Raw genomic sequence first — 20,968 nt, 5'->3', positions numbered from 1 at the left:
AGCGCGCGTGACGGCCGCCCCGCGCGAGCGGCGGGGCGGTGGTGCACGTTGTGCGCGACGGGCGTCAGAAGAAGGTTTCGACGACTTCCGTCACGCTGAACTGCGGATCGAGCACGAGCACCTGGCGCCACTTGTCGAACGTCAGGCACGGGTGCGAGATGTCGAACGCGACCATGTCGCCCACTTTCACGTCCGCGCCCGGCGGGATCTGCAGGTACGCGTGCTGGTCCATCATCCCGGTGACGGCCCAGCCTTCGGTGGCGGCGACGTCGCGCGGCGCGGTGTCGCGGCCCGGGCGGAAGTGGCGCGCCGGCTCCGGCAGCCCCGCGTCGAACGCCGCGTCGCGCTTGCCGAGCGCGACGATCGCGCGGTCCGCCTCCGGCACCGACTGCACGTAGGCCCACAGTTGCAGCGCGGGCAGCAGCCCTTCGCCCATCGTGCGTGCGATCGGGTTGCGCGCGAACACGTCGGTCTGCGCCTTCTTGTAGATGCCGACATCGTGCGTCAGGTAGCAGCCTGGACGCAGCACGACTTCCGCGAAGCCAGCGTTCGACGCCTTCGCGAATTCCTCCGCGACCACGTCGTACCACGCCGAACCGGCGCCGGACAGGATCGCCGGCGTACGCGCGAAGCGGCCGGCTTCGGCCAGCTCGCGCGTGAGCGCGACCGCTTCCTGCAGGAACGTGCGGATCTCGCCTTCTTCCTTCAGCACGCCTTCGTAGAGTTCGATACCGACCAGCTTCAGCGTGTCCGGATAGCGCGCGATCGCGGCGAGCACGGCCTCGCGTTGCGCGGCGTCGCGCACGCCCGCGCGGCCGCCCGGCACGCCGAGCTCGAGCAGCACGTTCAGCGGCTTCTTCAGCGCACCGAAGAAGCGGCCGAGCTGGTCGACGCTCTCCGCCGAATCGACGAGGCAGAAGAATTCGAAATCGGGATCGGACAACAGCCCGGCGATGATCGTCATGTTCTGGCGGCCGACGAGCTGGTTCGCGAGCAGCACGCGGCGCACGCCGCCGTGATACGCGGCCTGCGTCTGGTGCGCGGTCGCGAGCGTGATGCCCCACGCGCCGGCGTCGAGCTGGCGGCGGAACAGTTGCGGCGCCATCGTCGTCTTGCCGTGCGGCGCGAACTTGACGCCGTACTTCTGGACGAAGGCCTGCATCCAGTTCAGGTTGTGTTCGATGCGATCCTCGTAAAGCACGGCGGCCGGCAGGCTGACGTCTTCCGCAAGCAAGTTCCACTCGAGACGGCCTGCTTCGCCGAGCGGCACGCTCGCGCTGGGCAGATTGCCGAGGCCCTTGCCGAACGGATCGATCGTCGCTTCCTGATAGTTTGTAACTTTCATGTCATCCCGCTCCATCATCACTATGCATTGCACTGAAGTTGACACGCCGATGGTACAGAAAGTAGCATCGGCGCGGTGATGTTATTTAGTAACATCGAGCCTCGCACCCTTTTTCCGCAGATGAATACGCCCGCCACCCCGTCCGCCCCGCTCGCAGCCGAGCTTCATCCGGCGCCGGCCGCTCCGCCGGTGCTCGACATCGTCGCGCGGATCGCCGAATGTGCGCCCGAGCTGCGCGAAGCCGAGCGCAAGGTCGCCGCGTTCATCCTCGCCGACCTGGCGCGCGCCGCGCATGCCAGCATCGGCGCGCTGGCACGCGACGCGGAGGTCAGCGTCGCGACGGTCACGCGTTTCGCGAAGGCGGTCGGCTGCCGCGACGTGCGCGAACTGAAGGTGCTCGTCGCGCAGGCGGCGGCCGTCGGCCAGCGTTTTCTGGTGCCGTCCGACGACACGCCGGCCGACGATACGAGCCCCGCGTCGATGGTCTACGACGAGATCCGCGTCGCGCTCGCGCACAACCATCAGTTGCTGCGCAATACGTCGTTCGACGCAGCGGCCGACCTGCTCGCCGCCGCGAAGATGACCTACGTGTACGGGCAGGGCGGCGGCTCGACCGCGCTCGCCGACGAGTTGCGCTTCCGGCTCGTGCGCTTCGGCCGGCCGGTCGCGAGCTACCAGGACAGCGTGCTGCAGCGGATGGTGGCCGCGACGCTGTCGCGCGACACCGTCGTCGTCGCGCTGTCGGTGAGCGGCCGCGTGCCCGAACTGCTCGAAAGCTGTCGGCTCGCGAAGCGCTACGGCGCGAAGCTGATCGCGATCACCGCGCCGGCGTCGCCGCTCGCGAAGCTGGCCGACCACCTGATCCCGGTCGTCGCGTTCGAAACCGATTTCATTTACAAGCCGTCGACATCGCGTTACGCGATGATGATGGCGATCGACGTGCTCGTCACCGGAGTCGCATTGCGGCTCGGCGATGCGGGCCGAGAATCGCTGCGTCGCATCAAGCATGCGCTCGATGCGCATCGCGGCGGCGGAGACCGTCAACCGGTAGGAGACTGACCATGCATTCGCATCCCGAAGCCGCCGATACGCTGATCGTCGGCGCGCAGCTTTACGACGGTACCGGCGCGCCGCCCGTCACGCGCGACGTCGCGATCCGCAACGGCATGATCGCGGCGATCGGCAACCTGTCGAACTGGCTTGCTGAAAATGTCGTCGATGCGAACGGCCGCGCGCTCGCGCCGGGCTTCGTCGACGTGCACACGCACGACGACACGCACGTGATCCGCGCACCGGAGATGATCCCGAAGATCTCGCAGGGCGTGACGACCGTGATCGTCGGCAACTGCGGGATCAGCGCGTCGCCGGTGACGCTCGCGGGCGATCCGCCCGATCCGATGAACCTCCTCGGCGAGCGCGGCGCGTTCCAGTACCCGACCTTCGCCGACTACGTCGCGGCCGTGAACGACGCGCGTCCGGCCGTAAACGTCGCGGCGCTCGTCGGCCACACGGCGCTGCGCAACAACCAGATGGACCGCCTCGACCGCGCGGCGACCGACGGCGAGATCGCCGGCATGCGCGCGCAGCTCGAGGAGGCGCTCGCGAACGGTGCGCTCGGCCTGTCGTCGGGCCTCGCGTACGGTTCCGCGTTCGCGGCGCCGGCCGAAGAGGTGATGGCGCTCGCCGAGCCGCTCGCGAATGCGGGCGCGCTGTACACCACGCACATGCGCACCGAGTTCGACGCGATCCTCGATGCGATGGAAGAGGCGTACCAGGTCGGCCGCCATGCGCGCGTGCCGGTCGTGATCTCGCACCTGAAGTGCGCGGGCCCGTCGAACTGGGGCCGCAGCACCGAGGTGCTCGCGTCGCTCGAAGGCGCGCGCCGCTACCAGCCGGTCGGCTGCGACTGCTATCCGTATAGCCGCAGCTCGTCGACGCTCGACCTGAAGCAGGTGACGGGCGACATCGACATCACGATCACGTGGTCGGAGCCGCACCCGGAAGTGGCGGGCAAGCTGCTGAAGGCGATCGCGGCCGAGTGGGGTGTGACCGAGCAGGAGGCCGCGCAGCGCATCCGCCCGGCGGGCGCCGTGTACCACAACATGTCCGAGGACGACGTGCGCCGGATCCTGTCGCATCCCGCGACGATGGTCGGCTCCGACGGCCTGCCGAACGATCCGCTGCCGCATCCGCGGCTGTGGGGCGCGTTCCCGCGCGTGCTCGGCCACTACGTGCGCGACACGAACCTGCTGCCGCTCGAGGAGGCGATCCGCAAGATGACGTCGCTGTCCGCGCGCCGCTACGGGATCGCGCGGCGTGGCGAGGTGCATGTGGGCTACCACGCGGATCTCGTGCTGTTCGACCCGGCGAGCGTGATCGATGCCGCGACGTTCGAGAAGCCGCAGCAGCCCGCGCACGGGATCGACGCCGTGTGGGTGAACGGCGTGCTCACTTATGAAAACGGCCAGCCGACCGGCGAGCGCGCCGGCGGCTTCGTCGCGCGCGGCGAGCGCGTGCCGGCGAGTGCCGACGCCGCGTTCTGAACGCGGTGGTTGTCCGATCTGCCGCGCGCGCCGTCGTCGGTGCGCGCATCCGTAACCGTGCGTTGCATGGGGCCGGAGCAGGCGCTGAAGCGCCGGCTCCGGCCGACAAACAAGGAGAGAAACGATGAAGCGATATGGCGTAGGCGAAGCGAAGGGCACGGGCGGCCAGGTGATGCCGTTCGCACGCGCGGTCGAGGCCGACGGCTGGCTGTACGTGTCGGGCCAGACGCCGATGGTGAACGGCGAGGTTGTCGAAGGCGGCATCGTCACGCAGTCGAAGCAGACGATCGAAAACGTGATCGCGATCCTGAAGGAAGCCGGTTACGGCCTCGAGCACGTCGTGCGCTGCGGCGTGTGGCTCGACGATGCGCGCGATTTCGCGTCGTTCAACAAGGTGTTCATTTCGTACTTCGGCGAGCATCCGCCGGCACGCGCGTGCGTGCAGTCGAGCATGGTCATCGACTGCAAGGTCGAGGTCGACTGCATCGCGTACAAGGCGCCGGCGAAGTAACGCCGCCACGGCGAGCCGCTACGCAACGGGCCCGGCGCATTCACGTGCGCCGGGCCCGTTTTTCATGTGCAGGGCACCGGTCGACTGGCCGATGGCGCCTCCGAGGCCACAACCGCCGCAACGCATCCCGTCCGTTCATGTAATGTGCCGCATGACCTTATGGGGAGGACATGCATGGAATGGGCTGCGCTGGTGCCGGAGCTGATCTGCTCGGACCTTGCCGGAAGCGTTCGCTTCTATCGTGACGTGCTCGGATTCCGGATCCGCTTCGAGCGTCCGGAAGACGGTTTCGCCTATCTCGAGATCGGGGGCGCGCAGTTGATGCTCGAGCAGTACAGCCCGGAGAGCTGGCTGACCGGCCCGCTGGAGCCTCCGCTCGGGCGCGGGATCAACTTTCAGATCGAGGTCGATTCGCTCGATCCCATCCTCGACAGGATTCATGCCGCGGGCGTGACGCTGTTCGTCGAGCCGCGCACGTCCTGGTATCGGGAGGACGAGATCGAGCATGGCCAGATCGAGATGCTTGTGCAGGATCCCGACGGCTACTTGTTGCGCCTGGTGGAGATTCTTCCGGAGCGGCCGGCGAGTGGATGAGGGCTGTCCGCGCGCCTCTACACATTGAAAAACAGCCCGGCCGGGCTGTTTTTGTCTGGGTTGGTCACCGCGCGTCGCCAACTTCGAACCGCGGCGGCCGCCCGCCGCCGTTACTGCCGCGCATTACGCGCGTTATCCGGCATCGGCTGGTTGTAGTTGGTGCGGAACGGATTGATGTCGAGCCCGCCGCGGCGCGTATAGCGCGCATACACCGCGAGCTTCACCGGTTTGCATGCGTGCAGGATGTCGAGGAAGATCCGCTCGACGCACTGCTCGTGAAAGCCCGTGTGGTTGCGGAACGAGATGATGTAGCGCAGCAGGCCCGCGTGGTCGATCTGCGGCCCGACGTAGTGGATCTGCACGCTGCCCCAGTCGGGCTGGCCGGTGACGGGGCAGTTCGAGCGCAGCAGGTCGGACACGAGCGTTTCCTCGACCGGCGCTTCGTCTTCAGCGGCCGACAGCAGCGACGGATCGGGTTCGTACACGTCGGTGTCGAGGTCGAGCCGGTCGAGCGACAGCCCGTCGAGCTCGTCCATCTCGAGCTTGCCGAAATCGTGCGGCGACACGAGCTGCACGGAGACGGTCGCGCCGCACGCGGCCGACACGTCGCGCTTCAGCACGTCGCGCACTGCGTCGATCGAATCGAACTTCGTCTGCGCGAACGAGCCGAGATACAGCTTGAACGACTTCGATTCGACGATGTTAGGCGATTCGGCCGGCACGTAGAACGTCGCCACCGCGATCTGCGGCTTGCCGCGCGCGTTGAGCCACGACAGCTCGTAGGCGTTCCAGATGTCGGTGCCGAAGAACGGCAGCGCCGACTTGATGCCGAGCTGCTCGCGCGCGCCGGCGCGCGGGATTGGGAACAGCAGCGACGCGTCGTACTGGGCGGCGTAGACGGTGGCCTTGCCGAGCGGGGAATGTTCGGGATTCATGCGTGACGCCTTTACGACAGGAAGAGGCGGTAAGCCGGGTTGGCGCTCTCCTCGACATACGGATAGCCGAGTGCCGCGAGGAAGCGTTCGAATTCGGCGCGATCGGCCTGCGGCACCTGCAGCCCCACGAGGATCGAGCTGTAGTCCGCGCCCTGGTTGCGGTAGTGGAACAGGCTGATGTTCCAGTCCGGCGCCATCGACGACAGGAACTTCATCAGCGCGCCCGGGCGCTCCGGGAATTCGAAGCGGAACAGGCGCTCGTCGAGCGCGAGCGGCGAGCGGCCGCCCACCATGTAGCGGATGTGTTCCTTCGACAGCTCGTCGTGCGTCAGGTCGACGCTCTTGAAGCCATGCGATTCGAAGTTCGCGGCGATCTCGGCCGATTCGCCGCGGCGCTTGATCTGCACGCCGACGAAGATGTGCGCGGCCTGCGCATCGGCGATCCGGTAGTTGAACTCGGTGACGTTGCGGTCGCCGACGAGCGAGCAGAAGCGCTTGAAGCTGCCGCGCTCCTCGGGGATCGTGACCGCGAACACGGCTTCGCGCGCTTCACCCACTTCCGCACGCTCGGCGACGAAGCGCATCCGGTCGAAGTTCATGTTCGCGCCGGACGTGACCGCGACGAGCGTCTCGTTCTCGATGCCTTCACGTTCCGCGTAGAGCTTCGCGCCCGCGACCGCGAGCGCGCCGGACGGCTCGAGCACGCTGCGCGTATCTTGGAATACGTCCTTGATCGCCGCGCACAGTGCGTCGGTGTTCACCGTCACGACGCCGTCGAGGTATTCGCTGCAGAGCCGGAAGGTTTCCTCACCGACCAGCTTCACGGCGGTGCCGTCCGCGAACAGGCCGACCTCGCTCAGCTCGACACGCTTGCCGGCTTCCAGCGACTGCGCCATCGCGCACGAATCCTCGGCCTGCACGCCGATCACCTTGATCTCCGGGCGCACCGCCTTCACGTAGGCCGCGACGCCGGACGCGAGCCCGCCGCCGCCGATCGGCACGAAGATCGCGTGGATCGGGCCCTGGTGCTGGCGCAGGATTTCCATCGCGATCGTGCCCTGACCGGCGATCACGTACGGATCGTCGAACGGGTGGACGAACGTGAGGCCGCGCTCTTCCTGCACCTTGACCGCGTGTGCATACGCGTCGCTATAAGACTCACCGGCCTGGATCACCTCGACGCTCGGGCCACCGTGCGCACGCACCGCATCGACCTTCACCTGCGGCGTCGTGACGGGCACGACGATCACGGCCTTGACGCCCATCCGGGCCGCCGAGAACGCGACACCCTGCGCGTGATTGCCGGCCGACGCCGTAATCACGCCGCGCGCGAGTGCTTCCGCCGGAATGTGCGCCATCTTGTTGTACGCGCCGCGCAGCTTGAACGAGAACACCGGCTGGTTGTCCTCGCGCTTCAGGTAGACGGCGTTGCGCAGGCGGGCCGACAGGTTGCGGGCGGATTCGAGTTCCGTCTCGATCGCGACGTCGTAGACGCGCGCGGTGAGGATTTTCTTCAGGTAATCGTGGGATGCCATGGGCGCTCGCGTGCAGTGCGGAAAGCAGACGGTAAAGGATCAATGATAGCGCCAAGGGTCTGCCTGCACGCAAGCGGCATGCCGAGCCGGTGTTCGCGGGGCCGTGCAGGCGGGGCGTCGGCGCGCGCGCGGCCTTTTTTACCGGCTTAACCGCACGGTTACCGACCGGACGGACGGCGAATGATCGCGCGAAATCGCGCCGAGCCAGGCCTGGCGCGGCTTGCGGGGATAGCCCCACGACCTGTCCGACGTGTCACGCGTGGCCCGATCATGGGTTAGAATTCCGTTTTGAATCAAGGATCGGAAGATGCAGAGGCACCCTCGGATCGCACCGTTGAAGCCGACGCCGCGCGCAGCCAGCCCCGCGGCCGAACGGCATGCGCGCCGCGCGCGATCGTGCTGATCGTTCCGAGTGCCGCCAGGCCCTGTCGCCGGCCAGGAGGGGCGAGTCGCCCGCTCCGGCCCCATGAAGGACAGCCGCGCGCCTGGTAACAGAACAGATTTCCCCAAGATTGCGCCTACGCGCTTGCCGACGCCCGTGCACGGTGTATCGGCCCTCCGAGTCGTCCGAACATGAACGCACCACAAGTTTTCGATCCGCATGGCGCGGCCGCCGCCGTCGCCGCCGACCCCGCGCCCCGATTGCGCGAGATTCCCTACAACTACACGTCCTTCTCGGATCGCGAGATCGTGATCCGCCTGCTCGGCGAAGAGGCGTGGTCGGTGCTCGACGAACTGCGCGCCGAGCGCCGTACGGGCCGCTCGGCACGGATGCTGTATGAAGTGCTCGGCGACATCTGGGTCGTGCGCCGCAACCCGTACCTGCAGGACGACCTGCTCGACAACCCGAAGCGCCGCGCGCTGCTGATCGAGGCGCTGAACCACCGCCTCACCGAAATCGGCAAGCGCCGCAGCGCGGACCTCACCGAGCACCGCGACGACGCGGGCCGCGAACGTGCGTCGCGCGTCGAGATGCTCGAAACCGCCGCGCAGCGGGCGGTCAACGAGTTCGCCGACGAATTCGAGAAGATGGCCGACCTGCGCCGCCGCGCAACGAAAGCGCTCGGCCGCTGCACGCAGAAGGACAACATCCGTTTCGACGGGCTGTCGCGCGTGTCGCACGTGACCGACGCGACCGACTGGCGTGTCGAATACCCGTTCGTCGTGCTGACCCCCGATAGCGAAGCCGAGATCGCCGGCCTCATCAAGGCCTGCTTCGAGCTCGGCCTGACCGTGATCCCGCGTGGCGGCGGCACTGGCTACACGGGCGGCGCGGTGCCGCTCACGCCGTTCTCCGCCGTCATCAACACCGAAAAGCTCGAACAACTCGGCGCGGTCGAGCTGACCGAGCTGCCGGGTGTCGCGCACAAGGTGCCGACGATCTTCTCCGGCGCGGGCGTCGTCACGCGCCGCGTGACCGAGGCGGCGGAAGCGGCCGGCTACGTGTTCGCGGTCGATCCGACCTCGCTCGACGCATCGTGCATCGGCGGCAACGTCGCGATGAACGCGGGCGGCAAGAAAGCCGTGCTGTGGGGCACCGCGCTCGACAACCTGGCCTGGTGGCGGATGGTCGATCCGGACGGCAACTGGCTCGAAGTCACGCGCCACGAGCACAACCAGGGCAAGATCCACGACATCGCGGTCGCGCGTTTCGAGCTGAAGTGGTTCGACGGCGCCTACGCGCCGGGCGAGAAGCTGCTGAAGAGCGAGATGCTCGAGATCGAAGGCCGCCGGTTCCGCAAGGAAGGGCTCGGCAAGGACGTGACCGACAAGTTCCTCGCCGGCCTGCCGGGCGTGCAGAAGGAAGGCTGCGACGGGCTCATCACGTCCGCGCGCTGGGTGCTGCACAAGATGCCCGCGCACACGCGCACCGTCTGCCTCGAATTCTTCGGCCAGGCGCGCGAGGCGATCCCGAGCATCGTCGAGATCAAGGATTACCTGTTCGAAACGTCGAAGCAGGGCGGCGCGATCCTCGCGGGCCTCGAGCACCTCGACGAGCGCTACCTGCGCGCGGTCGGCTACGCGACCAAGAGCAAGCGCAATGCGTTCCCCAAGATGGTGCTGATCGGCGACATCGTCGGCGACGATGCCGATGCGGTCGCGCACGCCACGTCCGAGGTGATCCGGATGGCGAACGGCAAGAGCGGCGAAGGCTTCGTCGCGGTCAGCGCGGAGGCGCGCAAGCGCTTCTGGCTCGACCGCAGCCGCACGGCCGCGATCGCGAAGCACACGAACGCGTTCAAGATCAACGAAGACGTCGTGATCCCGCTGAACCGGATGGGCGAGTACACCGACGGCATCGAGCGGATCAACATCGAGCTGTCGCTGAAGAACAAGCTGCAGCTCGTCGACGCGCTGGAAGCGTTTTTCCGTGCCGGCAACCTGCCGCTCGGCAAGACCGACGACGCGAACGAGATCCCGAGCGCCGAACTGCTCGAAGACCGGGTCCAGCAGGCGCTGGAGCTGCTCAAGCGCGTGCGTGCCCGCTGGGAATTCGTGCGCGACCGGCTCGACCAGCCGCTGCGCGAGGCGCAGCACTACCTCGTGCAGCTCGGCTACGAGGCGCTTGCCGAGAAGTTCGCCGATCGCGCGGACGATCAGCCGGGCGCGACCGTGTTCCACATCACGCAGGACCGCACGGTCCGCATCTCGTGGAAGCAGGAGATCCGCGCCGAACTACGCGCGATCTTCAACGGCGGCGCGTTCAAGCAGATCCTCGACGAGGCGCAGGCGATCCACAAGCAGGTGCTGCGCGGCCGCGTGTTCGTCGCGCTGCACATGCACGCGGGCGACGGCAACGTCCACACCAACCTGCCGGTCAACTCCGACAACTACGAGATGCTGCAGGACGCCCACGCGGCGGTCGCACGCATCATGACGCTCGCGCGTTCGCTCGACGGCGTGATTTCCGGCGAGCACGGCATCGGCATCACGAAGCTCGAGTTCCTGACCGACGACGAGATCGCCGAATTCCGCGCGTACAAGCAGCGCGTCGACCCGAACGGCCGCTTCAACAAAGGCAAACTGCTCGAAGGCGCCGATCTGCGCAACGCGTATACGCCGAGCTTCGGGCTGATGGGGTACGAGTCGCTGATCATGAAGCAGTCCGACATCGGCGCGATCGCCGATTCGGTGAAGGACTGCCTGCGCTGCGGCAAATGCAAGCCGGTGTGCGCGACGCACGTGCCGCGCGCGAACCTGCTGTACAGCCCGCGCAACAAGATCCTCGCAACCTCGCTGCTGGTCGAGGCGTTCCTGTACGAGGAGCAGACCCGCCGCGGCGTGTCGATCAAGCACTGGGACGAGTTCAACGACGTGGCCGACCACTGCACGGTGTGCCACAAGTGCGCGACGCCGTGCCCGGTGAAGATCGACTTCGGCGACGTCACGATGAACATGCGCAACCTGTTGCGCAAGATGGGCAAGAAGAAGTTCAACGCCGGCAATGCGGCGGGCATGTTCTTCCTGAACGCGACCAATCCGCAGACGATCAACGTCGCGCGCAGCGTGATGATGGGCGCCGGCTACAAGGTGCAGCGCTTCGCGAACGACATGCTGAAGAAGGTCGTGACGAAGCAGACGCAGCACCCGCCGGCGACGGTCGGCAAGCCGCCCGTGGTCGAGCAGGTGATCCACTTCGTCAACAAGAAGATGCCGGGCAACCTGCCGAAGAAGACGGCGCGCGCGCTGCTCGACATCGAGGACAACAAGATCGTGCCGATCATCCGCAATCCGAAGTCGACCACCGTCGATTCGGAAGCGGTGTTCTACTTCCCGGGCTGCGGCTCCGAGCGCCTGTTCTCGCAGGTCGGGCTGGCCACGCAGGCGATGCTGTGGGAAGCCGGCGTGCAGACGGTGTTGCCGCCGGGCTACCTGTGCTGCGGCTATCCGCAGCGCGGCTCGGGCCAGTACGACAAGGCCGAGAAGATCGTCACCGACAACCGCGTGCTGTTCCACCGGGTCGCGAACACGCTGAACTACCTCGACATCAAGACGGTGGTCGTGTCGTGCGGCACCTGCTATGACCAGCTCGCCGGCTACGAATTCGACAAGATCTTCCCGGGCTGCCGGATCATCGACATCCACGAGTTCCTGCTCGAGAAGGGGATGAAGCTCGATGGCGTGACGGGCACGCGCTACATGTATCACGACCCGTGCCACACGCCGATCAAGACGATGGACCCGGTGAAGCTCGTCAACGAGCTGATGGGCGCCGAGAAGGACGGCTACAAGATCGAGAAGAACGATCGCTGCTGCGGCGAATCGGGCACGCTCGCGGTCACGCGCCCGGACATTTCGACGCAGGTCCGCTTCCGCAAGGAAGAGGAGATCCGCAAGGGGGCCGCGAAGCTGCGCAGCATCCCGGTCGTGGCCGGCAACGCGCCCGGGTCGGCCGCCGCGGCCGCGAACGGCCCGGACGTGAAGATCCTGACGAGCTGCCCGTCGTGCCTGCAGGGCCTGTCGCGCTACAGCGAGGACGCGAACCTCGAAGCCGACTACATCGTGGTCGAAATCGCGCGCCAGGTGCTCGGCGAGAACTGGATGGCCGATTATGTCGCACGTGCGAACAATGGCGGGATCGAGCGCGTGCTGGTCTAATGCGGGCATGACGACCGCCCGACCGGGCCAGGAATGAGCGGGCGCCGGCGCAGCAATGCCGGCGCCCGTCCACATGGGAGCGACGATGGAATGCGTGTTTTGCCGTGAAGACGGCGGCGAAGTGCTCTGGCAGGACGATGCGGTGCGTGTCGTCCTCGCGACGGGCGAGCACGACTACCCGGGCTTCTGCCGGGTAATCTGGGGCGCGCACGTGGCCGAATTCTCCGATCTCGGCGAACCGGAGCGGGCACACCTGATGCGCGTGGTCTACGCGGTCGAGCGGGCCGTGCGCCGCGTGATGCAGCCGAACAAGGTGAATCTCGCGAGCCTCGGCAACATGGTGCCGCACGTGCACTGGCACGTGATCCCGCGCTTTTCCAACGACGCACACTTCCCGCAGCCCGTATGGGCGCCGCGCCAGCGCAGCGTGTCCGAGGCGCTGCTGCGCTCGCGCGCAGCGCAGGCCTCGCTGCTGCACAATGCGGTGCGCGAGGAAATTCAACGCATGACCGATTCGAGGCAGCCATGAGCGGTTTGACTTCCACGACGCCGATTCCGTCCGGCGTCGTCGTGCACGCGGTATCGCGCGTGCTCGAATTGCAGTACCCGAACGGCGACAGTTTCCGGATTCCGTTCGAGCTGATGCGCGTGTATTCGCCGTCGGCCGAGGTGCGCGGCCACGGGCCCGGCCAGGAGACGCTGCAGACGGGCAAGCGCGAAGTGACGATCACCGCGCTCGAGGGCGTCGGCCACTACGCGCTGCAGCCGACGTTCTCCGACGGCCATTCGACCGGTATCTACTCGTGGGACCTGCTGTACGAGCTGGCCACGCAGCAGGACGCGCTGTGGCGCGACTATTTCGACAAACTGAAGGCGGCGGGCGTCGAGCGCGATGCCCCGATGCCGGCGGCGAACGCGTCGCACGGCCACTGCCACTGAAATTCGACGGCGCCCGCTCGGCGCCGTCTTGCCATTTACTGAGGATCAACGCGATGAGCAAAACCCACTTCGGCTTCGAAAGCGTCGAGGAAAACGAAAAGGCGAAGAAAGTGGCGGGTGTGTTCCATTCGGTCGCGAGCAACTACGATCTGATGAACGACCTGATGTCGGCGGGCATGCACCGCGCGTGGAAGGCGTTCACGATCGCGCAGGCGAACGTGCGCCCCGGCTTCAAGGTACTCGACCTTGCGGCCGGCACCGGCGACCTGACCCGGTCGTTCGCGAAGGCGGCCGGGCCGACCGGCGAGGTCTGGCACACGGACATCAACGAATCGATGCTGCGCGTCGGCCGTGACCGGCTGCTCGACAAGGGCATCGTGACGCCGTCGCTGCTGTGCGACGCGGAGAAAATTCCCTTTCCGGACAACTACTTCGATGTGGTCACGGTCGCGTTCGGGCTGCGCAACATGACGCACAAGGATGCCGCGCTGGCCGAGATGCGCCGTGTGACGAAACCCGGCGGCCGCGTGATGGTGCTGGAATTCTCGAAAGTCTGGGATCCGCTGAAAAAAGCGTACGATCTGTATTCTTTCAAAGTATTACCGTGGCTTGGCGACAAGTTCGCGAAAGATGCTGAAAGTTACCGGTATCTTGCCGAATCTATCCGGATGCACCCCGATCAGGACACACTGAAGACGATGATGGAACAAGCGGGCCTCGACGCCGTCAAATATTACAATTTGTCAGGTGGCGTGGTAGCTTTACACATGGGAGCCAAGTATTAAGGGGCTCTTTCCATACATTTGTCTTACATCCGGAGAAACTGATGTTCGAATCGCGTTCGTTGTTCAACCGTAGCAAGCCGTCGAAGCCGTGGGCTCGACGGGTCGGCACGCTGCTGATGGTCGGCCTGCTCACGGCCGGCACGTTCGCATCGCTCGACGCCGAAGCCAAGCGCATGGGCGGCGGGCGCAGCATCGGCCGCCAGAACTCCACCGTTACGCAGCGCCAGGCCACGCCGCCCGCGCAGCAGCCGATGCAGCAGGCCGCGCCGTCGCAGGCGCAGCGTGCGAATCCGGCCGCACCCGCACCGGCTGCGCAGCCTAACCGCTCGCGCTGGCTCGGGCCGATCGCCGGCCTCGCGGCCGGTCTCGGCATCGCGGCGCTGCTGTCGCACTTCGGCCTGGGCGGCGCATTCGCGAGCATGATGGCGAACGTCATCGTGATCGCGCTGCTCGCGGCGGTCGGCATCTGGCTGATCCGCAAGTTCATGAACCGCCGTCGTCCGCAGGAGCCGGCCTACTCGGTCGGCGGCTCGGCGTCGTCGTCGGGCGGCTACTCGCAAAGCCCGTCGTTCCAGCAGGGCGGCACCGGCAGCAACTACTCGGGTAGCGGCAGCAGCTACGCGAACGAAGCGCAAGGCGTGTTCGGCGGCGGTGCCGCGGCCACCGGCGCGGCAGCGGCTGCCGCGGCAGCACCGCTCCAGGTGCCGGCCGGCTTCGACACCGAAGCGTTCCTGCGCAGCTCGAAGGTCTATTTCGTGCGCCTGCAGGCCGCGTGGGACCAGGGCAACCTGGCCGACATCCGCGAGTTCACGACGCCGGAAATGTTCGCCGAGATCAAGATCGACCTCGATTCGCGCGGTAACGAGTCGAACCAGACTGACGTCGTGCAACTCGACGCGGAACTGATCGCGATCGAGGATCGCGGCATCGAGCAGTCGGCGAGCGTGCGCTTCCACGGCCTGATCCGCGAATCGGCGAATGCATCGGCCGCGCCGTTCGACGAGGTGTGGAACCTGTCGAAGTCGGGCAGTCAGGGCTGGCTGCTCGCGGGCATCCAGCAGATCAACACGCACTGAGCGTGACCGGCGGCCCGCGCCGCCGGCACCCGGGCGACGGCCGCCGCACTGCGACCGCTTGCCGCCCGGGTGTGCGGTCAGGCACGGTCTGCCGACGATCCGACGTTACAATAGAAACCCGCGTGGGCGCCCGGCCTGCGCGGGTTTTTTCCTTCCCAGCCCGATGACCTTTGCCGCCAAGCCTTTTGCTGCCGCTGTCAATCACCTGCTCGCCCGCGAATCGTGGGCGCGTGACCGCCTGATTCCCTATTCGGGCAAGACTGCACGGATCGACGTGCCCCCGGTTACGCTGACGCTGCTGGTGCAGCCCGACGGCTATCTGTCGGCCGTCGACGCGCACGATGCGCAACAGGTCGACGTGTCGATCGCGCTTGCTGGCGACACGGTCGCCGCGTTCCTGCAGGGCGGCCAGGCGGCCGTGATGAAGCACGTGAAGATCGAGGGCGACGCGGAGTTCGCCACGCAGATCGCGAAGCTGACCGAGCACCTGCGCTGGGAACCTGAAGAAGATCTCGCGAAGCTGGTCGGCGACGCGGCGGCCTACCGGATCGCGACGGTCGTGCGCGACGCCGGCGCGCGCGCGCGACGCACCGGCCGCAACGTGCTCGATTCCGTCGCCGAATACTGGCTCGACGAGAACCCGCAAGTCGTCCGGCGCGCGTCGCTCGGCGGCTTCGATGCCGAACTGGCGCGCGCACGCGATGCGCTCGCACGGGTCGAAAAGCGGGTCGAGCGACTCGAACAAAAAATCGGCGCGCGCACGGGTTCCGGCCCGCGCGGCGCGCACTGAGGGGCCGCAGGGCATGCGCATTTTCCGTTTCATCAAGATTGTCTACACCGTCATCCGCTTTGGTCTCGACGAAGTGATGCTGTCCCGGATCGACGACCGGCGCGTGAAGCTGCTGTTGCGGATCACGACGATCGGCCGTCGCTATTCCGATCCGCCTGCCGTGCGGCTGCGTCACGCGCTCGAGAGCCTCGGCCCGATCTTCGTGAAGTTCGGCCAGGTGCTGTCGACGCGCCGCGATTTGCTGTCGGTCGATTTCGCGAACGAACTCGCGAAGCTGCAGGACCAGGTGCCGCCGTTCGATTCGGCGGTCGCGATCGGGATCATCGAGAAGTCGCTCGGTGCGCCGGTCGACGAGCTGTTCGACGAATTCGAGCGCGAGCCGGTCGCGAGCGCGTCGATCGCGCAGGTGCATTTCGCGAAGCTCAAGCAGGGCCAGCACGCGGGCAAGGCCGTTGCCGTCAAGGTGCTGCGCCCGAACATGCTGTCCGTGATCGACTCCGACCTCGCGCTGATGCGCGACATCGCGATCTGGACCGAGCGCATGTGGGCCGACGGCCGGCGCCTGAAGCCGCGCGAGGTCGTCGCCGAATTCGACAAGTACCTGCACGACGAGCTCGACCTGATGCGCGAGGCCGCCAACGGCAGCCAGCTGCGCCGCAACTTCGCGGGCCTCGACCTGCTGCTCGTGCCCGAGATGTTCTGGGATTTCTCGACGTCGCAGGTGCTCGTGATGGAGCGCATGACCGGCGTGCCGATCAGCCAGGTCGAGACGCTGCGTTCGGCCGGCGTCGACATCAAGAAGCTCGCGCGCGAAGGCGTCGAGATCTTCTTCACGCAGGTGTTCCGCGACGGCTTCTTCCATGCGGACATGCACCCCGGCAACATCCAGGTGAGCCTCGATCCGAACACGTTCGGTCGCTACGTCGCGCTCGATTTCGGGATCGTCGGCGCGCTGTCCGATTTCGACAAGAACTACCTCGCGCAGAACTTCCTCGCGTTCTTCAAGCGTGACTACCACCGCGTCGCGACGCTTCACCTCGAGTCGGGCTGGGTGCCGCCCGAAACGCGCGTCGAGGAACTCGAAAGCGCGATCCGCGCGGTGTGCGAGCCGTATTTCGACCGCGCGCTGAAGGACATCTCGCTGGGCCAGGTGCTGATGCGGCTGTTCTCGACGTCGCGCCGCTTCAACGTCGAGATTCAGCCGCAGCTCGTACTGCTGCAGAAGACGATGCTGAACGTCGAGGGCCTCGGCCGTTCGCTCGACCCCGAGCTCGACCTGTGGAAGACCGCGAAGCCTTACCTCGAGCGCTGGATGACCGAGCAGATCGGCCTGCGCGGCTGGTACGAGCGCTTCAAGGTCGAGGCGCCGCAGTGGAGCAAGACGCTGCCGCAACTGCCGCGCCTGATCCATCACGCGATGGCCGCGCGCCATGACGCGCCGCGTGCCGCGAGCGAAGACCTGATGCGCCAGATCCTCATCGAGCAGAAGCGGACGAACCGGCTGATGCAGGCGCTGCTGATCTTCGGCCTTGCCGTCGGCGTCGGGGCGCTCGTCGCGCGTGTGCTGCTGGCGCTCACGTACGGCACATGACCGAAAGGAGCAGGGCGATGTCCGATCCGAAGCAACCCGCTACACCGTCAGCCGCCGATTTCGCGACGCGCGATCCCGGCAACGCATCGTTCTGGGACGAACGTTTCGAGCGTGGTGTGACGCCGTGGGAATTCGGCGGCGTGCCCGAGGGTTTCCGCGTGTTCGCGCACCGGCTCGAGCCGTGCACAGTGCTGATTCCCGGCTGCGGCAGTGCGCAGGAAGCCGGGTGGCTGGCCGACGCCGGCTGGCCCGTGCGGGCGATCGATTTCGCCGCGCAGGCGGTGGCGGCCGCGAAGGTGCAGCTCGGCGCGCATGCGGGCGTCGTCGAGCAGGCCGATTTCTTTGCGTACCGGCCGCCGTTCGACGTGCAGTGGGTGTACGAGCGTGCGTTCCTGTGCGCGCTTCCGCCGGCCATGCGTGCCGGCTATGCGGCGCGCATGGCCGAGCTGCTGCCTGCTGACGGATTGCTGGCCGGCTATTTTTTCCTGATGGCGAAACCGAAGGGGCCGCCGTTCGGAATCGAGCGTGCCGAACTCGATGCGCTGCTCACGCCGCACTTCGAGCTGATCGAGGATTTGCCCGTGACCGATTCGCTGCCCGTGTTCGAAGGGAACGAGCGCTGGCTCACGTGGCGCCGCCGCTGATGCGCGGGTATCGCGGCCATTGCCGGAGCGCGGCAGGGTTTCGGCTATAATTCAAGGTTTTGCAAGCCGTTTCCAGTTTCCGCGGGAAAAATATCATGCCGATCTACGCCTATCGATGCGAAGCGTGTGGTTTCGCGAAGGACGTGCTCCAGAAGATGAGCGACGCGCCGCTGTCGCAGTGCCCGGAATGCGGGAAGGATGCATTTCGCAAGCAGGTCACTGCCGCGGGCTTCCAGCTGAAGGGTTCGGGTTGGTATGTCACCGATTTCCGTGGCGGTTCGGGCGGCACCAGCGCACCGGCGACGGCGTCGGGCGACGCAGCCCCGGCTGCGGCAACGGACGCCGCGGCCGCGCCGGCTGCATCGAGCAGTTCCGAAAGCACGACGACGAGCGCCGCGCCCGCCCCGGCTGCAGCGCCCGCCGCCGGCAGTTGACCGTCGCGGCCCGGCCGGGCTGCGACCAACCCGCGCCCGCCGGCGCGGTTCATTGACGGCAGATGATGAAAAAGACGACCCTGAAATCGGTGTTTCTGACCGGCCTGCTGGTTCTCGTCCCGCTCGCGATCACGCTGTGGGTGCTTGGTCTCATCATCGGCACGATGGACCAGACACTGCTCCTGCTGCCCGAATCGTGGCAGCCCGAGCGGATGCTCGGCTTCCATCTGCCGGGGATCGGCGCGGTGCTGACGCTCGCGTTCATCTTCGTCGTCGGGCTGGCCACGCAGAACTTCATCGGCCAGAAGCTCGTCACGTGGTGGAACGCCGTGGTGCGTCACATCCCGGTCGTCGGGCCGATCTACACGAGCGTCAAGCAGGTGTCGGACACGCTGCTGTCGAGCAGCGGCAACGCGTTCCGCAAGGCGCTGCTGATCGAATACCCGCGTCGCGGCTCGTATACGATCGCGTTTCTGACCGGCACGCCGGGCGGCGACGTGCTCAATCATCTGACGGAAGAATACGTGAGCGTCTATATCCCGACGACACCGAACCCGACGTCGGGCTTCTTCCTGATGCTGCCGAAGAGCGAAGTCATCGAACTCGACATGTCGGTCGATGCCGCGCTCAAGTACATCGTCTCGATGGGCGTGGTGGCGCCCCCGGCGCCGGCTCCGGCGCCTGCACGCCGCCCCGTCGAGCCGCCGCTGTAAGTAAAGAATCATCGCCCGGGCCGCGCGTTGCGGCGCCCGTTGATCAAACCGAACGAAAGCAAACATCATGTCGATGCGTACTGAATACTGCGGTCTCGTGACCGAACACCTGCTGGGCCAAACCGTGTCGCTGTGCGGCTGGGTGCAGCGCCGCCGCGATCACGGCGGTGTGATCTTCATCGACCTGCGCGATCGTGAAGGCCTCGTGCAGGTGGTGTGCGACCCGGATCGCGCGGAAATGTTCGCGACCGCCGAAGGCGTGCGCAACGAGTTCTGCGTGCAGATCAAGGGCCTCGTGCGCAACCGTCCGGACGGCACGGTCAACGCCGGCCTGAAGAGCGGCAAGATCGAAGTGCTGTGCCACGAACTGAACGTGCTGAACGCATCGGTCACGCCGCCGTTCCAGCTCGACGACGACAACCTGTCGGAAACGACGCGCCTCACGCACCGCGTGCTCGACCTGCGTCGCCCGCAGATGCAGCACAACCTGCGCCTGCGCTACCGCGTAGCGATCGAAGCGCGCAAGTACCTTGACGAGCAGGGCTTCATCGACATCGAAACGCCGATGCTGACGAAGAGCACGCCGGAAGGCGCGCGCGACTATCTCGTGCCGTCGCGCACGAACGCGGGCCAGTTCTTCGCACTGCCGCAGTCGCCGCAGCTGTTCAAGCAGCTGCTGATGGTCGCGAACTTCGACCGTTACTACCAGATCACCAAGTGCTTCCGCGACGAAGACCTCCGTGCCGACCGTCAGCCGGAATTCACGCAGATCGACTGCGAAACGTCGTTCCTCGGCGAGCAGGAAATCCGTGACCTGTTCGAAGACATGATCCGTCACATCTTCAAGACGACGATCGACGTCGAACTCGACGCGAAATTCCCGGTGATGCCGTACTCGGAAGCGATGGCGCGTTTCGGTTCGGACAAGCCGGACCTGCGCGTGCAGCTCGAATTCACCGAGCTGACCGACGCGATGAAGGACGTCGACTTCAAGGTGTTCAGCACGCCGGCCAACGCGAAGGACGGCCGTGTTGCGGCACTGCGCGTGCCGAAGGGCAGCGAGCTGTCGCGTGGCGACATCGACGGCTACACCGAATTCGTGCGCATCTACGGCGCGAAGGGCCTCGCCTGGATCAAGGTCAACGAGAAGGCGAAGGGCCGTGACGGCCTGCAGAGCCCGATCGTCAAGAACCTGCACGACGCATCGATCGCGGCGATCCTCGAGCGCACCGGCGCGGAAGACGGCGACATCATCTTCTTCGCGGCCGACCGCGCGAAGGTCGTCAACGACAGCCTCGGCGCACTGCGCCTGAAGATCGGCCATTCGGAATTCGGCAAGGCGAACGGCCTCGTCCATGCCGGCTGGAAGCCGCTGTGGGTCGTCGATTTCCCGATGTTCGAATACGACGACGAAGATGCGCGCTACGTCGCCGCTCACCACCCGTTCACGAGCCCGAAGGACGAGCATCTCGAGTACCTCGAGACGGATCCGGGCCGTTGCCTCGCGAAGGCCTACGACATGGTGCTGAACGGCTGGGAAATCGGCGGCGGCTCGGTGCGTATCCACCGCGAGGAAGTGCAGAGCAAGGTGTTCCGCGCGCTGAAGATCGGTGCTGAAGAAGCCCAGCTCAAGTTCGGCTTCCTGCTGGACGCGCTGCAGTACGGCGCGCCGCCGCACGGCGGTATTGCATTCGGTCTCGACCGCATCGTCACGATGATGGCCGGCGCCGATTCGATTCGCGACGTGATCGCGTTCCCGAAGACGCAGCGTGCGCAGGATCTGCTCACGCAAGCGCCGAGCCCGGTCGACGAGCGTCAGCTGCGCGAACTGCACATCCGTCTGCGTCAGCCGGAACAGCCGAAGGCGTAACGCGCTTCGTCCCCGGTCGTGTGAGCGTTCGTGCACACACGACGCACATGAAAAAGGCGCAGCG

Annotated in this window: 18 protein-coding genes; 15 read left to right on the top strand and 3 right to left on the bottom strand. The window is 66.5% G+C overall.

Translation table 11 applies throughout. The annotated features are described in order from the left end of the window. Positions 1 to 64 precede the first annotated feature (64 nt). Positions 65 to 1,345, bottom strand: a complete 1,281-nt coding sequence (locus CFB43_RS15200; protein ID WP_089495628.1) for an amino acid deaminase — start codon at positions 1,343 to 1,345, stop codon at positions 65 to 67. A 120-nt stretch (positions 1,346 to 1,465) separates the two neighbouring features. Here CFB43_RS15200 and CFB43_RS15195 point away from each other — a divergent pair, with 120 nt between their 5' ends. The 4 genes from CFB43_RS15195 (at position 1,466) to CFB43_RS15180 (ending at position 4,993) form a co-directional block, all read left to right on the top strand. Continuing rightward, entirely contained in the window at positions 1,466 to 2,404 is a 939-nt protein-coding gene (locus tag CFB43_RS15195; protein WP_089495627.1) for a MurR/RpiR family transcriptional regulator, read from the top strand. A 2-nt stretch (positions 2,405 to 2,406) separates the two neighbouring features. Further along, positions 2,407 to 3,888: an N-acyl-D-amino-acid deacylase family protein gene (locus CFB43_RS15190; protein ID WP_089495626.1), complete on the top strand. Its 1,482-nt coding sequence runs from the start codon at positions 2,407 to 2,409 to the stop codon at positions 3,886 to 3,888. A gap of 124 nt (positions 3,889 to 4,012) precedes the next feature. Next, complete coding sequence (locus tag CFB43_RS15185; RefSeq protein ID WP_011353171.1) at positions 4,013 to 4,399, top strand: RidA family protein; 387 nt, start codon at positions 4,013 to 4,015, stop codon at positions 4,397 to 4,399. A gap of 174 nt (positions 4,400 to 4,573) precedes the next feature. Continuing rightward, positions 4,574 to 4,993 carry a bleomycin resistance protein gene (locus tag CFB43_RS15180; protein WP_089495625.1) on the top strand — a complete coding sequence of 140 codons (420 nt, stop codon included), beginning with the start codon at positions 4,574 to 4,576 and terminating at the stop codon, positions 4,991 to 4,993. Between the two features lie 110 nt (positions 4,994 to 5,103). On the opposite strand, the gene queF is transcribed toward CFB43_RS15180, so the two are convergent. Together queF and ilvA are read right to left on the bottom strand one after the other, a co-directional pair. Beyond that, positions 5,104 to 5,928, bottom strand: coding sequence for an NADPH-dependent 7-cyano-7-deazaguanine reductase QueF (gene queF, locus CFB43_RS15175; RefSeq protein WP_089495624.1), 825 nt, complete (start codon positions 5,926 to 5,928; stop codon positions 5,104 to 5,106). An 11-nt stretch (positions 5,929 to 5,939) separates the two neighbouring features. Further along, positions 5,940 to 7,463: a threonine ammonia-lyase, biosynthetic gene (gene ilvA / locus CFB43_RS15170; protein WP_089495623.1), complete on the bottom strand. Its 1,524-nt coding sequence runs from the start codon at positions 7,461 to 7,463 to the stop codon at positions 5,940 to 5,942. Between the two features lie 573 nt (positions 7,464 to 8,036). Between ilvA and CFB43_RS15160 the strand changes: the two genes are divergently transcribed. From CFB43_RS15160 to aspS, 11 genes are all read left to right on the top strand, one after another. Further along, positions 8,037 to 12,062, top strand: coding sequence for a DUF3683 domain-containing protein (locus CFB43_RS15160; RefSeq protein WP_089495621.1), 4,026 nt, complete (start codon positions 8,037 to 8,039; stop codon positions 12,060 to 12,062). Between the two features lie 85 nt (positions 12,063 to 12,147). Then, the gene (locus CFB43_RS15155) at positions 12,148 to 12,591 is read left to right on the top strand and encodes an HIT family protein (protein ID WP_089426308.1); all 444 of its coding nucleotides are present in this window, start codon (positions 12,148 to 12,150) and stop codon (positions 12,589 to 12,591) included. Continuing rightward, positions 12,588 to 13,001, top strand: coding sequence for a gamma-butyrobetaine hydroxylase-like domain-containing protein (locus CFB43_RS15150; protein ID WP_089426307.1), 414 nt, complete (start codon positions 12,588 to 12,590; stop codon positions 12,999 to 13,001). Before CFB43_RS15155 ends, CFB43_RS15150 begins: the two co-directional genes overlap by 4 nt. 53 nt (positions 13,002 to 13,054) lie before the next feature. Next, positions 13,055 to 13,786 (top strand): bifunctional demethylmenaquinone methyltransferase/2-methoxy-6-polyprenyl-1,4-benzoquinol methylase UbiE, encoded by a 732-nt coding sequence (gene ubiE / locus CFB43_RS15145; RefSeq protein WP_039360112.1) that lies wholly within the window; start codon positions 13,055 to 13,057, stop codon positions 13,784 to 13,786. 41 nt (positions 13,787 to 13,827) lie between these two features. Continuing rightward, positions 13,828 to 14,862 (top strand): Tim44 domain-containing protein, encoded by a 1,035-nt coding sequence (locus tag CFB43_RS15140; protein WP_089495620.1) that lies wholly within the window; start codon positions 13,828 to 13,830, stop codon positions 14,860 to 14,862. 163 nt (positions 14,863 to 15,025) lie between these two features. Continuing rightward, complete coding sequence (locus CFB43_RS15135; RefSeq protein ID WP_089495619.1) at positions 15,026 to 15,652, top strand: ubiquinone biosynthesis accessory factor UbiJ; 627 nt, start codon at positions 15,026 to 15,028, stop codon at positions 15,650 to 15,652. 13 nt (positions 15,653 to 15,665) lie between these two features. Beyond that, complete coding sequence (ubiB, locus tag CFB43_RS15130) at positions 15,666 to 17,243, top strand: ubiquinone biosynthesis regulatory protein kinase UbiB (RefSeq protein WP_089456904.1); 1,578 nt, start codon at positions 15,666 to 15,668, stop codon at positions 17,241 to 17,243. A 17-nt stretch (positions 17,244 to 17,260) separates the two neighbouring features. Next, positions 17,261 to 17,887 carry an SAM-dependent methyltransferase gene (locus tag CFB43_RS15125; RefSeq protein WP_089495618.1) on the top strand — a complete coding sequence of 209 codons (627 nt, stop codon included), beginning with the start codon at positions 17,261 to 17,263 and terminating at the stop codon, positions 17,885 to 17,887. A gap of 95 nt (positions 17,888 to 17,982) precedes the next feature. Continuing rightward, the gene (locus tag CFB43_RS15120) at positions 17,983 to 18,321 is read left to right on the top strand and encodes an FmdB family zinc ribbon protein (RefSeq protein WP_089495617.1); all 339 of its coding nucleotides are present in this window, start codon (positions 17,983 to 17,985) and stop codon (positions 18,319 to 18,321) included. Positions 18,322 to 18,383: 62 nt separating this feature from the next. Further along, positions 18,384 to 19,034, top strand: a complete 651-nt coding sequence (locus CFB43_RS15115) for a DUF502 domain-containing protein (protein WP_069248829.1) — start codon at positions 18,384 to 18,386, stop codon at positions 19,032 to 19,034. A 67-nt stretch (positions 19,035 to 19,101) separates the two neighbouring features. After that, entirely contained in the window at positions 19,102 to 20,904 is a 1,803-nt protein-coding gene (gene aspS / locus CFB43_RS15110) for an aspartate--tRNA ligase (RefSeq protein ID WP_089495616.1), read from the top strand. Positions 20,905 to 20,968: the final 64 nt, after the last annotated feature.

The sequence above is a fragment of the Burkholderia sp. AU15512 genome (assembly GCF_002223325.1).
Lineage (GTDB): Bacteria > Pseudomonadota > Gammaproteobacteria > Burkholderiales > Burkholderiaceae > Burkholderia.
This window is presented reverse-complemented; position numbering and strand designations above follow the sequence as displayed.

What these genes read in the sequence shown, in the direction of transcription:
- CFB43_RS15195 (WP_089495627.1), top strand. Translation starts at nt 1,466, where the DNA reads ATGAATACGCCCGCCACCCCGTCCGCCCCGCTCGCAGCCGAGCTTCAT.
- CFB43_RS15140 (WP_089495620.1), top strand. Translation starts at nt 13,828, where the DNA reads ATGTTCGAATCGCGTTCGTTGTTCAACCGTAGCAAGCCGTCGAAGCCG.
- CFB43_RS15190 (WP_089495626.1), top strand. Translation starts at nt 2,407, where the DNA reads ATGCATTCGCATCCCGAAGCCGCCGATACGCTGATCGTCGGCGCGCAG.
- CFB43_RS15125 (WP_089495618.1), top strand. Translation starts at nt 17,261, where the DNA reads ATGTCCGATCCGAAGCAACCCGCTACACCGTCAGCCGCCGATTTCGCG.
- aspS (WP_089495616.1), top strand. Translation starts at nt 19,102, where the DNA reads ATGTCGATGCGTACTGAATACTGCGGTCTCGTGACCGAACACCTGCTG.
- ubiE (WP_039360112.1), top strand. Translation starts at nt 13,055, where the DNA reads ATGAGCAAAACCCACTTCGGCTTCGAAAGCGTCGAGGAAAACGAAAAG.
- CFB43_RS15200 (WP_089495628.1), bottom strand. Translation starts at nt 1,345, where the DNA reads ATGAAAGTTACAAACTATCAGGAAGCGACGATCGATCCGTTCGGCAAG.
- CFB43_RS15180 (WP_089495625.1), top strand. Translation starts at nt 4,574, where the DNA reads ATGGAATGGGCTGCGCTGGTGCCGGAGCTGATCTGCTCGGACCTTGCC.
- CFB43_RS15185 (WP_011353171.1), top strand. Translation starts at nt 4,013, where the DNA reads ATGAAGCGATATGGCGTAGGCGAAGCGAAGGGCACGGGCGGCCAGGTG.
- CFB43_RS15150 (WP_089426307.1), top strand. Translation starts at nt 12,588, where the DNA reads ATGAGCGGTTTGACTTCCACGACGCCGATTCCGTCCGGCGTCGTCGTG.
- queF (WP_089495624.1), bottom strand. Translation starts at nt 5,928, where the DNA reads ATGAATCCCGAACATTCCCCGCTCGGCAAGGCCACCGTCTACGCCGCC.
- CFB43_RS15160 (WP_089495621.1), top strand. Translation starts at nt 8,037, where the DNA reads ATGAACGCACCACAAGTTTTCGATCCGCATGGCGCGGCCGCCGCCGTC.
- ilvA (WP_089495623.1), bottom strand. Translation starts at nt 7,463, where the DNA reads ATGGCATCCCACGATTACCTGAAGAAAATCCTCACCGCGCGCGTCTAC.
- CFB43_RS15120 (WP_089495617.1), top strand. Translation starts at nt 17,983, where the DNA reads ATGCCGATCTACGCCTATCGATGCGAAGCGTGTGGTTTCGCGAAGGAC.
- CFB43_RS15155 (WP_089426308.1), top strand. Translation starts at nt 12,148, where the DNA reads ATGGAATGCGTGTTTTGCCGTGAAGACGGCGGCGAAGTGCTCTGGCAG.
- CFB43_RS15135 (WP_089495619.1), top strand. Translation starts at nt 15,026, where the DNA reads ATGACCTTTGCCGCCAAGCCTTTTGCTGCCGCTGTCAATCACCTGCTC.
- ubiB (WP_089456904.1), top strand. Translation starts at nt 15,666, where the DNA reads ATGCGCATTTTCCGTTTCATCAAGATTGTCTACACCGTCATCCGCTTT.
- CFB43_RS15115 (WP_069248829.1), top strand. Translation starts at nt 18,384, where the DNA reads ATGATGAAAAAGACGACCCTGAAATCGGTGTTTCTGACCGGCCTGCTG.